The 12210-nt window shown below is 70.9% G+C and carries 9 protein-coding genes; 3 read left to right on the top strand and 6 right to left on the bottom strand.

What is annotated here, in order from left to right:
* Positions 1 to 33 precede the first annotated feature (33 nt).
* From groES to ACK4UM_RS08245, 4 genes are all read right to left on the bottom strand, one after another.
* Entirely contained in the window at positions 34 to 348 is a 315-nt protein-coding gene (groES, locus tag ACK4UM_RS08230) for a co-chaperone GroES (RefSeq protein WP_409797664.1), read from the bottom strand.
* A 504-nt stretch (positions 349 to 852) separates the two neighbouring features.
* Complete coding sequence (locus tag ACK4UM_RS08235; protein ID WP_409797666.1) at positions 853 to 1632, bottom strand: type II CAAX prenyl endopeptidase Rce1 family protein; 780 nt, start codon at positions 1630 to 1632, stop codon at positions 853 to 855.
* Positions 1633 to 1680: 48 nt separating this feature from the next.
* Complete coding sequence (gene recF / locus ACK4UM_RS08240) at positions 1681 to 2823, bottom strand: DNA replication/repair protein RecF (RefSeq protein ID WP_409797668.1); 1143 nt, start codon at positions 2821 to 2823, stop codon at positions 1681 to 1683.
* A 439-nt stretch (positions 2824 to 3262) separates the two neighbouring features.
* Entirely contained in the window at positions 3263 to 4018 is a 756-nt protein-coding gene (locus tag ACK4UM_RS08245) for a PRC-barrel domain-containing protein (RefSeq protein ID WP_409797670.1), read from the bottom strand.
* Between the two features lie 230 nt (positions 4019 to 4248).
* Between ACK4UM_RS08245 and parE the strand changes: the two genes are divergently transcribed.
* Together parE and ACK4UM_RS08255 are read left to right on the top strand one after the other, a co-directional pair.
* Positions 4249 to 6321 (top strand): DNA topoisomerase IV subunit B, encoded by a 2073-nt coding sequence (gene parE / locus ACK4UM_RS08250; protein ID WP_409797672.1) that lies wholly within the window; start codon positions 4249 to 4251, stop codon positions 6319 to 6321.
* A 65-nt stretch (positions 6322 to 6386) separates the two neighbouring features.
* A complete protein-coding gene (locus ACK4UM_RS08255; protein WP_409797674.1) occupies positions 6387 to 9806 on the top strand; it encodes an error-prone DNA polymerase in 3420 nt (1139 codons plus the stop codon).
* A 13-nt stretch (positions 9807 to 9819) separates the two neighbouring features.
* Here ACK4UM_RS08255 and ACK4UM_RS08260 read toward each other — a convergent pair whose 3' ends face one another.
* Positions 9820 to 10521: a YcbK family protein gene (locus tag ACK4UM_RS08260; protein WP_409797676.1), complete on the bottom strand. Its 702-nt coding sequence runs from the start codon at positions 10519 to 10521 to the stop codon at positions 9820 to 9822.
* A gap of 211 nt (positions 10522 to 10732) precedes the next feature.
* Here ACK4UM_RS08260 and ACK4UM_RS08265 point away from each other — a divergent pair, with 211 nt between their 5' ends.
* A complete protein-coding gene (locus ACK4UM_RS08265) occupies positions 10733 to 11014 on the top strand; it encodes a hypothetical protein (RefSeq protein ID WP_409797678.1) in 282 nt (93 codons plus the stop codon).
* Between the two features lie 585 nt (positions 11015 to 11599).
* On the opposite strand, the gene ACK4UM_RS08270 is transcribed toward ACK4UM_RS08265, so the two are convergent.
* Positions 11600 to 12121, bottom strand: coding sequence for a ferritin-like domain-containing protein (locus tag ACK4UM_RS08270; protein ID WP_409797679.1), 522 nt, complete (start codon positions 12119 to 12121; stop codon positions 11600 to 11602).
* Positions 12122 to 12210: the final 89 nt, after the last annotated feature.

Below are 12210 nucleotides of genomic sequence, written 5' to 3' on the forward strand. Positions count from 1 at the left end.
TCCCTCAGAGACATGACGTTGTTGCGAAGCGCCTCAGGCGGCCTTCTTCGCGGCTTCCGTGGCGTCGAGGACGCCCATGATGTCGCTCTCCTTCATGATGAGGAGATCCTCGCCGTCGATGCGCACCTCGGTGCCGGACCACTTGCCGAACAGCACGCGATCGCCGGCCTGGACCGAGAGCGCGACGATCTCGCCCTTCTCGTTGCGGGCGCCGGGCCCGACCGCGACCACCTCGCCCTGCTGGGGCTTCTCCTTGGCGGTGTCGGGGATGATGATGCCGCCGGCGGTGCGGGTGTCGGCCTCGACGCGGCGGACGACGACGCGATCGTGCAGGGGACGGAACTTCATGGTCTTTCGTCTCCGTGTAGGTTTTCGAGATCGAAGCGATCCTCACGGCCGACGGGGCGTGCAGCGCGCACCGCCCCGCTTGCCGAGCGCGGAGATATTTCGGCGCCCGGGCGGCTTCAAGAGGGTGCGCGAAAAAATTTGGCACTCTCCGGGGGAGAGTGCCAAGCGGGCAGGTGGAGGGCTGTCGTGGTCTGGGCTACAGAGCGCACATAGGGCGCGCTCCCTCCCCTTTCCCAAGGGCATGTGAAGCTTTCGCCTGGTACCTCGACGCCGTCATTCCGGGGCGCGAAGCGAGCCCGGAACCCAGACTCCCGACCTCGGCCGAGCAGCCTATAGGCTGCGTCCTTCCACTGTAACAATCTCCTTCGGTTGCGGAGCGAGCGCGCATGCGCGCTCGAACGACCGTCGTGGTTCTGGGTTCCGGGCTCGCTTCGCGCCCCGGAATGACGTGCAGGGGAGGATTATCGAACTCCGAGGGGAAGGAGAGCTGAGACGCCTCCCCGCTCAAACCGCCCCGGCGAGCGCCGCCATGAACGGACCCGCGAGCCAGAATACGCCGTGCGTGAAGCCGTGGGAGAGGATCGCGTGTTCGAGGCCGTAGCGCCAATAGAGCCAGCCGTAGAGGATGCCGAGCATCGCGTTGAGCAGCACCGTGCGCACGACGAGGAGGCCCGACGGCTCGACCATCGCGGCGAGCGCCGGCAGGTGCCCGACGCCGAAGGCGAGCGCGACGAGGATCACGACGGTCCACATCAGAGCCGGGCGTCGGCGTCCCTCCTTGCGGACGAACAGCATGGTCCCGATCGCCGCGAGCGCCGTCATCAGGCCGTAGCGCAGCATCAGCTCCTCGGTGATGCCGCCGTAGAGGAGCGCCGAGACGCGCGGCAGCGTCGCCAGCGGGGCTCCCGGCAGGCCGGCGAAATCGGCGGGCGCGGCGAGCCGGAAGACGAGATCGACGAAGAGCGCGACGAGCGCGAGGGCCGCCGTCAGCGCGAGCGCGCCGCCGACGCTCTGGACCGAGACGAGCGGCACCCGCTCCCCGCGCAGCCGGGCCGTGAGCCAGGAGGCGAGCCCCGCGCGGTCCTGCAGCGCGACGCCCGCCGCCACCGCGATCGCGAGGAGGATCGCCGGCTGGATCACGAGGACGATCCGCAGGCCCATGTCGCCGATCTCCGGCGCGCCCTCCACCGCGCGCAGATCGTCGAGGCCGATCTGCGTCGCCATGGCGACGATGCCGACGAAGCCGATCAGGAACCAGGCGGCGAAGGGGAGGAGGAAGCGCATGCTCTTCTCTGGAAGGAGGGGCCGGAAGGGGTGCGAGCGGTCCCCCGCTCACCGCGCGCGGCGCGCCGCGCTTCCCTCGACAACGGCGACGATGTCCGCCCGGTTCGCGATCTCCGCGAACAGCGCCTCGTCCGCCCCCGTCATCCAGACCTGGCCGCCGAGCGCGAGGAGCGCTTCGTAGAGCGCGGCGCGCCGGCGCGGATCGAGATGGGCGGCGACCTCGTCGAGGAGGACGAGCGGCGCCATGCCCGTCATCGCCGCGACGAGCCGCGCATGGGCGAGGACGAGGCCGACGAGCAGCGCCTTCTGCTCGCCGGTCGAGGCGAGCGAGGCCGCGATGTCCTTGGGACCGTGGCGGACCGCGAGGTCGCTCGCCTGCGGGCCGACGAGGGTGCGTCCGGCGGCGCGGTCGCGCGCGCGGCCCTCGCGCAGCATCGCGCGATAGCGCTCCTCGGCATCGAGCGCGGGCAGGCTCGCGACGAGCGCGTCGATCTCGCCCTCGAGCGCGATCTCGGCATGGGGGAACGGCGAGGCGTCGTCGCGGCCCTCCGCGATCAGGGCGGCGAGGCGCGCGACGGTCTCGCGCCGGGCGGCGGCGACGGCGATGGCGAGCTCGGCCGTCTCGCGCTCCACCGCGTCGAGCCAGCGCGCCTCCCCGCCCTCCTCCAGGAGACGGTTGCGGGTGCGCAGCGCGCGCTCGAGCGCGGCCGCGCGGCTGCCGTGCTCGGAATCGACGGCGAGGACGAGGCGATCGAGGAAGCGGCGGCGGTCCCCGGCCGGGCCGCGGAAGAGGCCGTCGAGATCGGGGGTGAGCCAGACGAGGCGCACGAACTCGGCGAAGGCGGAGGGACCCGACGCGTTCTGGCCGTCGATCCGGCACACCCGCCCCCTCCCCTCGCCGCCCTGGCTCGTGGCGGTGCCGAGGCGGTGCTCGCCATAGGCGCCCTCGAGCACGGCGAAGACGGCGAAACCCTGAGCCCCGTCGCGGATCATCGCGCCGTAATCGGCCCGGCGCAGCCCGCGGCCGGGCGAGAGCAGGGACAGGGCCTCGAGCACGTTCGTCTTGCCCGCACCGTTCTCGCCGACGAGCGCGACGAGGGGCGCCTCGACCGCGAGGTCGAGGCTCTCGTAGGAGCGGAAATCCTGGAGCACGAGCCGCGTCGCCCGCGGCCCCGCCGAGAGCTGCGTCATGGCCCGTGAATAAGCATGAAGGGGGCGCGATGGAAATCCCTCGCGCGGGGGACGGGCTCCGTTTCCTTCCCCTCAGAGTTTTATAATCTTAGGTTGCGGCGTCATCCCGGACGCCGAAGGCGATCCGGGACCCATAGCCACGACGTCTCAGTCGCAGCCTGTAGGCTGCGTCTCTCCGACGAAGGCTGCCCAAAGGTAGCGGAACGAGCGCGGCATGCGCGCTCGGACTTGTCGTCGAGGTTATGGGTCCCGGGTCCGCTTCGCGGCCCGGGATGACAACCACCGCAAGATTCACCGACTTTCAGGGGGAGGAGAGCGGCGGCGCCTCGTCGGCGTCTCCGTCCCATGCCGCGCTCACCCAAAGAAAAAGGGGAGCCCGGTGGGGCTCCCCTTCTCCGCGGGATGCGCCGTGCGGCGCCACCGCTGGCTTCCCGTGGGATTACTGCTGCGCGGGCGCGGCACCCGGCGCCGTGCCGGGCTGCGTCGTGCCGGTCGTGCCGGTGCCGGTCGCGCCGGTCCCGGTGCCGGTGGCGCCGGTCGCCATCGTGTCGCCGTCCTCGAGACGGGCGAACTCGGGGGCGTCCTCGAGCTGCTCGCGGGTGAAGTCGACCACGATGCGCTCGATCTGGCCCGAGCCGCCCCACCAATCCTGACCGGCCTGCTCGGCGCCGCGGAACAGCACCTGGGCATTCTCGAGCGGGATGCCGACGTCCTTCTGGCCGATGCCGAGGAAGCCGCCGACACCCACGACCACCGCCGCGACGCGGCCCTGGTCGTCGAGGAGGACGTCGTTGACCGAGCCGAGCGACTCGTCGGCGATCGTCACGACCTCGGCGTCCATCAGGTTCGAGCCGAGCACCTGGCCGGGCATCTGACGGATCACGAAGCCGCCCTGCAGCTCGAGCTGCGAGTCCATGGCCATCTGCTGGTCGGCCGGCGGAACGGCCGGGTCCTGAGCCTGCATCTGCTGCTGCTGGCCGGGCTGCGTCGTGGCCGGGTCCTGGGCCTGCATCTGCTGCTGACCGCCGGTCGTCTCCGGCGCGGCCGGCATCGTCTCGACCTGCTGGCCGGCCTGGCCGGCCTGGCCGCCCTGCTGCTGCGGGATCGGCTGATCCGTGGTCTGCTGGGCGAGGGCCGGGGTCGCGGCGAGCATGGCCGCGAGCGCGCAGGTCGAGAGAAAAGTCTTATTGATCATCTTGGTCTCCTTCAGAGATCTGTCTGTTGGAGAGCTCGTCGCCTTAAGAGCTCGTGGCTGCCTAACGCTCCGCTCTGCGCGGCGTTCCGTCCTAACTGCGCAATTTCACTCTCGCGTGGAAAACTCGAAGGAGGCTTTTGCGGTTTGTCTTTTGTTCTCGTATAGAGGGGACGCGCGGGGGTCTCGCCCGCGCGGGGGCACCGGTTTCGACGAGGCGGCTGAGAGGCGCGATGGCTGAGGACCTGTTCGGTGGCGCGGCGGCGCGCAAGCTTCCCGAGAAGCGCCAGAGCAAGGAGGCGCGCGCGGACGCCAAGGAGGCGCAGGCCTCCTCGCGGCAGGAGGCCGGCACGCCGGGCGAGGCCGGCTACACCGCAGCCGCGATCGAGGTGCTGGAGGGGCTCGAGCCCGTGCGCCGGCGCCCCGGCATGTATATCGGCGGCACCGACGAGAAGGCGCTCCACCATCTCTTCGCCGAGGTGATCGACAACGCGATGGACGAGGCGGTCGCCGGCCACGCGACCTTCATCGAGGTGGAGCTGTCCGCGGACGGCTTCGTCACCGTCACCGACAACGGCCGCGGCATCCCGGTCGACCCGCATCCGAAATTCCCGGACAAGTCCGCCCTCGAAGTGATCCTCACGACGCTGCACGCGGGCGGCAAGTTCGATTCGAAGGTGTACGAGACGTCCGGCGGCCTGCACGGGGTCGGCGTGTCGGTCGTCAACGCGCTCGCCGAGCGGCTCGAGGTCGAGGTCGCGCGCGGGCAGACGCTCTACCGCCAGGTCTATTCGCGCGGGGCGCCGATCACGCCGCTCGAGACGATCGGTCGCGTGCACAATCGCCGCGGCACGAAGGTGCGCTTCCGGCCCGATCCGGAGATCTTCGGCCCGCTCGCCAAGTTCGCGCCGTTGCGCCTGTTCAAGATGGCGCGTTCGAAGTCGTACCTCTTCGGCGGCGTCGAGATCCGCTGGCGCTGCGATCCCGCGCTCGTGGTGCCGGGCGAAGGGTTCGAGGCGGAGGCGGTCTTCAAGTTCCCCAACGGTCTCTCCGATTACCTCTCGGCCGAGATCGCCGGCAAGGAGCTCGTCGCGGACCAGATCTTCTCCGGCAAGATCACGAAGCCCGGCGGCCACGGCTCGCTCGAATGGGCGATCGCCTGGCTCGCGACGGGCGAGGACGGCTTCTCCTCCTCCTATTGCAACACGATCCCGACCCCCGAGGGCGGCACCCACGAGGCGGGCCTGCGCGTGGCGCTGCTGCGGGCGTTGCGCGAGCATGCCGAGCGCGTCAACCAGGGCAAGCGCGTCGCCGCCGTCACCACCGACGACGTGATGGTGACCTGCGCGGCGATGCTCTCGGTCTTCATCCGCGAGCCCGAATTCCAGGGCCAGACCAAGGACAAGCTCGCGACGCTCGAGGCCTCGCGCATCGTCGAGAACGCGATCCGCGATGCCTTCGACCATTGGCTCGCCGCCTCCCCCCAACAGGCGAACCGCGTGCTCGACTGGGTGATCGACCGCGCCGAGGAGCGGCTGCGGCGGCGCCAGGAGAAGGAGGTCGCGCGCAAATCCGCGACCCGCAAGCTCAGGCTCCCCGGCAAGCTCGCCGATTGCACGAACGCGGGCGCGGCGGGCTCCGAGCTCTTCATCGTGGAGGGCGACTCGGCCGGCGGGTCGGCGAAGCAGGCGCGCGACCGTGCGACGCAGGCGGTGCTGCCCCTGCGCGGCAAGATCCTCAACGTCGCCTCGGCGGGCCGCGACAAGCTCGCGCAGAACCAGCAGCTCGCCGATCTCGTGCTCGCGCTCGGCTGCGGGACCGGCGCGCATTACCGCGACGCGGACCTGCGCTACGAGAAGGTGATCATCATGACGGACGCCGACGTCGACGGCGCCCACATCGCCTCGCTCCTCATCACCTTCTTCTACCGCCAGATGCCGCGGCTGATCGACGGCGGCCACCTCTTCCTCGCCGTGCCGCCGCTCTACAAGCTCACGCAGGGCACGAAGACCGTCTACGCCCAGGACGAGGCGGAGCGCGAGCGGCTGACGAAGAGCGTGTTCCGCCCGAACGCCAAGGTCGAGGTCTCGCGCTTCAAGGGTCTCGGCGAGATGATGCCCGCCCAGCTCAAGGAGACGACCATGAGCCCCAAGACGCGCACGCTCCTGCGCGTCGCCATCGCGAGCGACGACCGCGAGGCGACGTCGGACGCGATCGAGCGGCTGATGGGCAACAAGCCCGAGGCCCGCTTCGCCTTCATCTCGGAGCGCGCCGCCTTCGCGGAGACGATCGACCTCGACATCTGAGGCCGCGTGCGGCCGGGCTCGCGGGCTCGTCCAGGAGGCGGGCTCGTCCAAGAGGGAGGGCGGACGTGTCAGCGCAGGTGCCCTTCGCCGAATTCGGGATCGCGACGAACTTCTCCTTCCTCGAGGGCGGCTCGCATCCCGAGGAGCTCGTCGCGCAGGCCGCGCGGCTCGGGCTCTCCGCGATCGGCATCGCGGACCGCAACTCCGTCGCGGGGGTGGTGCGCGCCCATGTGGCCCTGCGGGAATGGCGCGCCGAGCACGCGGGGGCGGCGACGCTCGGGCTGCATGTCGGCGCGCGCCTCGTCTTCGCCGACGGCACGCCCGACATCCTCGCCTATCCGCGCGACCGCGCCGCCTGGGGCCGGCTCTGCCGGCTCCTCACGCTCGGCAAGAGCCGGGCGCCGAAGGGCGAGTGCCGCCTCGTCCTCGCCGATCTCCTCGCCCGCGCGGACGGGCTGCAGCTCGCGATCCTGCCCGCCCCGGACGCGCCGCTCGCGCCGCTCGGCGAAGGCCTCCTGCAATCGTTGAACGAGGCCTCCGCCGGCGCCTGGCTCGCCGTCCGCGCGGATTTCGGCCGCAATCCGCGTCGGCGCCTCGCCCAGGCGCGGGAGACGGCGCGGGCGGCGGGCGTGCCGCTCATCGCCACCGCCGACGTCCTCTACCACGTGCCCGAGCGGCGTCCCTTGCAGGACGTCATCACCTGCATCCGCCATGGCGTGACGCTCGACGCGGCCGGCCGCCTCCTCGCGCCCAATGCCGAGCGCCATCTCCACGACGGCGCCGAGATGGCGCGGCTCTTCCGCGAGGCGCCCGACGCCATCGGCGAGACGCTGGAATTCGCCCGCGGCCTGACCTTCTCCCTCGACGAGCTGCGCTACGAATATCCGGAGGAGGGCCGCGAGGGTTTCGCCGATCCGCAGAGCGCGCTCGCCCATTACGCCTGGGAGGGTGCGCGCGCCCGCTATGGCGGCGAGGTGCCCGACAAGGTCGCCGCCGCGATCCGCCACGAGCTCGCCCTCATCGGCGAGTTGCAATACGCGCCCTATTTCCTGACCGTGCACGACATCGTCCGCTTCGCCCGCTCGCGCGGCATCCTCGCCCAGGGGCGCGGCTCGGCGGCGAATTCCACCGTGTGCTTCTGCCTCGGCATCACCGAGGTCGACCCCACCAAGCACGACCTCCTGTTCGAGCGCTTCGTGTCGAACGAGCGCAAGGAGCCGCCCGACATCGACGTCGATTTCGAGCACGAGCGGCGCGAGGAGGTGATGCAATACGTCTACGAGCGCTACGGCCGCGACCGCGCCGGCCTCGCCGCGAGCGTGATCACCTATCGCGCGCGCTCGGCCGTGCGCGAGGTCGGCAAGGTCTTCGGCCTGTCGGAGGACGCCGTCTCCGCGCTCTCGGGTTCGATCTGGGGCTGGTCGAAGGCATCGGTCGAGGAGCGCGAGGTGCGCCGGCTCGGCATGGACCCGGCGGAGGCGCGGCTCGGCCGCGTGCTCGCGCTCGCGGAAGAGCTCAACGGCTTCCCGCGCCACCTCTCGCAGCACACCGGCGGCTTCGTCGTCACCCGCACGCGCCTCGACGAGGTGACGCCGATCGCGCCCGCGGCGATGGAGGGACGCACCACCGTGGAGTGGGACAAGGACGATCTCGAGGCGCTCGGCATCCTCAAGATCGACCTCCTCGCGCTCGGCATGCTCTCCTGCCTGCGCCGCGCTTTCGATTTCCTCGCAGAGCATTACGGCCGTAAGCTCACGCTCTCCTCGATCCCCGCCGAGGACCCGCGGGTCTACGCGATGATCCAGCGCGCCGACACGCTCGGCGTCTTCCAGATCGAAAGCCGCGCGCAGATGTCGATGCTGCCGCGCCTGAAGCCCCGATGCTTCTACGATCTCGTGATCGAGGTCGCGATCGTGCGCCCCGGCCCCATCCAGGGCGACATGGTGCATCCCTATCTGCGCCGCCGCGAGGGTCGCGAGCCGGTCGTCTTCCCCTCCCCCGCCCCCGAACACGGCCCGCCCGACGAACTCGCGCAGGTGCTCGGCAAGACGCTCGGCGTGCCGCTCTTCCAGGAGCAGGCGATGAAGATCGCCATCGTCGCCGCGCGCTTCACGCCCTCCGAGGCCGATCGGCTGCGCCGCGCCATGGCGACGTTCCGCAGGGTCGGCACGATCGGCACCTTCGCCGCCAAGATGGTCGACGGCATGGTCGCGCGCGGCTACGAGCGCAGCTTCGCCGAACATTGCTTCAAGCAGATCGAGGGCTTTGGCGAATACGGGTTTCCGGAGAGCCACGCCGCCTCCTTCGCGCTCCTCGTCTACGCCTCCTGCTGGGTCAAGGCGCGCTATCCGGACGTCTTCGCCGCCGCCCTGCTCAACGCTCAGCCGATGGGCTTCTATGCGCCCGCGCAGATCGTGCGCGACGCGCGCGAGCACGGCGTCGAGATCCGCGCGCCCGACGTCAACCATTCCGACTGGGACTGCACGCTCGAGCCCGGCCCCCCCGCCGCCGAGCGGCTGCATCCCGCCCATTGCTCGATGCGCGAGGACATCCACGCGACGCACGCGCTGCGGCTCGGCTTCCGCACCATCAAGGGCGCGAGCGAGGCCGATCTGCGCCTCGTCGCGTCGCGGCGCGGGGCGGGCTACGATTCCGTGCGCGATCTGTGGCTGCGCACCGGGCTCTCGCCGGCGCAGATCGAGCGGCTCGCGGAAGCCGACGCCTTCGCCTCGCTCGGGCTCTCGCGCCGCGACGCGCTCTGGGCGGTGAAGGCGCTGCGGCGGTCTGGCGACAAGGACGACCTGCCCCTCTTCGCCGCCGCCGCCATGGCGGAGCGCGAGCCGGACGCCGATCTGCCGCCGATGCCGCTCGGTCAGGAGGTGGTGTCGGACTACCGCTCGCTCACCCTCTCGCTGAAGGCCCACCCGGTCTCCTTCCTGCGCGGGACGCTCGCCCGCGGCGGGGTGACCCGCAATGCCGATCTCGCGGGCCTGCGCGACGGCGCGCGGGTGTCGGTCGCGGGCCTCGTGCTGATCCGCCAGCGGCCGGGCTCGGCGCGCGGCGTCATCTTCATGACGCTCGAGGACGAGACCGGCATCGCCAACCTGATCGTCTGGCCCAAAGTGTTCGAGGCGTTCCGGCCCGTCGTGATCGGCGCGCGCTTGGTGGGCGTGCGCGGGCGCCTCCAGCGCGCGAACGGCGTCACGCACGTCGTCGCCGACACGCTCGAGGACCGCTCGGGCCTCCTCGCCGAGATCGCCGGCGCGGGCGGGCCGATGCCGGAGGCGCTCGCGCGGGCGGACGAGGTCGCGCGCTCCGGCCCCGATCAGCGCGACGGCGAGCGCAAGCGTGAGCGCGCCGACCGCCTCGCCGCCCTCGCGCGAGAGGAGCCCGGCCTCCTCGCCGACATCGAGGCGCACGAAACCCAGCGGGCGGTCCGATCGGGCGTGGCGCGGGTGATGCCGAAGGGGCGGAATTTCAGGTGAGCGCCGCCGCCGCTCACCAGCGGCGCGGCTCGCCGTTGTCGATGTGGATAATGCCGTTGCGGTAGCGCTTCAGGCCGCCGACCGCGGGATGATCGCGCAGGAACGCCATCACCTCGCCCGCGCGCGACGCGACGCGGAAATCGATCGCGCGGCATTCGAGGTGAAGCGAGCGGCGGGCGCCGCCGGCGCGCCGATTGTGCCCGGGGCTGCGATGGGTCGACATGATCCGCACTTCGCCGAAATGCGTGGCGATCTCGGCGACGCCCCCGCGCAGATCGCCCGGCAGGCAACGCGTCGGCGCGCTGTCGCGCACCCAGATCGTGCCCGCATCGACCTTGGCGCGAAAGCCCGTCAGCGTCGGCGCGGCCGCGGCGGCGCCGATCGACCCCGTCGTCTCCACGTCGAGCTCGGCGGCGTCGCGCATGAGGGCGAAGCGCTGGTCGACGTCGCCGGGGATCGGCGGCGGCGCGGCCTCGGCGGCGGCAGGAGCCGGCGCCGACGCGGCTGCGGGCGCAGGGGCAGCCGCAGGAGCCGCCGCCGCCGGGCTCGGTTCGCGGGGCTCCTCGGCCGTCACGGACCCGGCCTGCGCCTCCTCGGCCTCCGCATCGGCGCGGAAGATGGCGTAGCGATCGTCGTTCTGAGCTGCGGCGGGAGGTGGCACGATGAATACGAAAGAGAGTGCGAGCGGGATCGCGGGCGCGATACGCAGCAACATCCGGCGTCCTCCGTCGGACAGACGCCCCCATACGAATGGCAGCCGTTTTCGGCCGTCCGCGACACGCATGACGTGCCTTTTGCCGCGCGGCGGGGAGCGCGCGCGGGAGAAGCCGTCGACGCCTTCGCGCCGAGGGAACCGGGATCGGATCGACCGCCCCGGTCATTGTCGAGGTGGACTTAACCACGGGGAATGAGGAGAGAACAAGGCAATGGCACGCACGACCGTCTGGGTGATCGCGATGATCCTGGTGGGCCTGTGGACGCTCGCGGCGCTCGTCGGCTACGGCGCGATCGATCTTCTCGGCACCTTCGCCGTGGACCGCGCCGGCACGACGGCGACGGAGCCCGCCCATGTCGACGGCATCGCCCGCCTGTTTCGCGCCCTGCGCGATCTCGGCCTCTTCGCCGTGATCGCGCTCTGGCTCGCCGTCACGGCCGTGATCCTTCTGATCGCCGCCATCCTCGCCCGCTTCGTGCGGGCGTTCCGATGAGGCGGAGAGAACCCCTCTCCCGGAAGGGAGAGGGAGTGCACACGTCGGCGTTCGTGCATGCGTTAGACGAAGCCGTGCGGCCGCTCTCCTTCCCCTGAGAGTTTGAAAATCTTTCGTTGCGGCGTCATCCCGGACGCCGAAGGCGATCCGGGACCCATATCCACGACGTCTCAGTCGCAGCCTGTAGGCTGCGTTTCTCTAACGGACGCTGCCCAACGGTCGCGGAACGAGCGCGGCATGCGCGCTCGAATGATCGTCGAGGATATGGGTCCCGGGTCCGCTTCGCGGCCCGGGATGACAACCTCCGAAAGAGTCACAGGCTCTCGGGGGAAGGAGAGCGGCGGCGCCTTGATGCATCGATCCAAAACTTTCGAGGCCGTCATTCCGGGGCGCGATAGCCGAGCCCGCATGACGGCGTGGAGATCCGTCGCACGCATGGAGGAACGACGCCCGGACCACCGCCCGAGCCCCCTCACCCCCGGCCCCTCTCCCATTCGGGAGAGGGGAGACGCGCATTCGCGATCCGCAAAGGAAAAGGGCGGGCACCCTCGCGCCCGCCCTCCCCTCGTCTGCGTGGATGCCGGCTCAGTGCTTGGCCTGGCCCTTGGGCATCAGCTCGATATAGCGGTGGACGACGCCTGGGAGGTGGCTCTCGAGCCAATGCGCCATCTCCTCCTCCTCCTTGAGGATGTCCTTGGCGAGGCTCTCGACCCGCGGCTCGCCCGCGGCCTTCGCCATCTCGGCCAGCGCCTTGTAGGTCGCGATCTCGAAATGCTCGAAGGCGTAGCCCGTATAGGCGTTCTTGAGCACCTCGTCGCCGGCGACCGAGTGGGCCATCGCCTGGAGATTCTGGGCGAGGCCCATCACCGTGTCCTTCACCGTGGACGGCTTCTCGCCGAGGTCGGTGAGCGCCTGGCCGAGCCGATCGCGCTGGCTGCGGCTCTCCTCGAGGTGCCGGGCGATGCGCGCCTTGAGGTCGGGATAATGCTCGAGCCGCTCGGTGTTGCGCTCGAGCATCTCGACGGCCTGCGTCTCGAGCCCGTGGGCGTTCTTGAGACCGTCGATCATCAGCTGGCGTGCATCGGCCTTCATGGGTCCTGCGTTCATGCGTCGATCTCCTCGTCTCGTGTGGGGTTGGCGGCCGAACGCGCGAGGCGCGTCGGGGTTCGGCCGAGGCGACCGATCGGTCGCCGATC

Source organism: Salinarimonas sp. (genome assembly GCF_046292825.1).
In the GTDB taxonomy this organism is placed as follows: Bacteria; Pseudomonadota; Alphaproteobacteria; order Rhizobiales; family Beijerinckiaceae; genus Salinarimonas.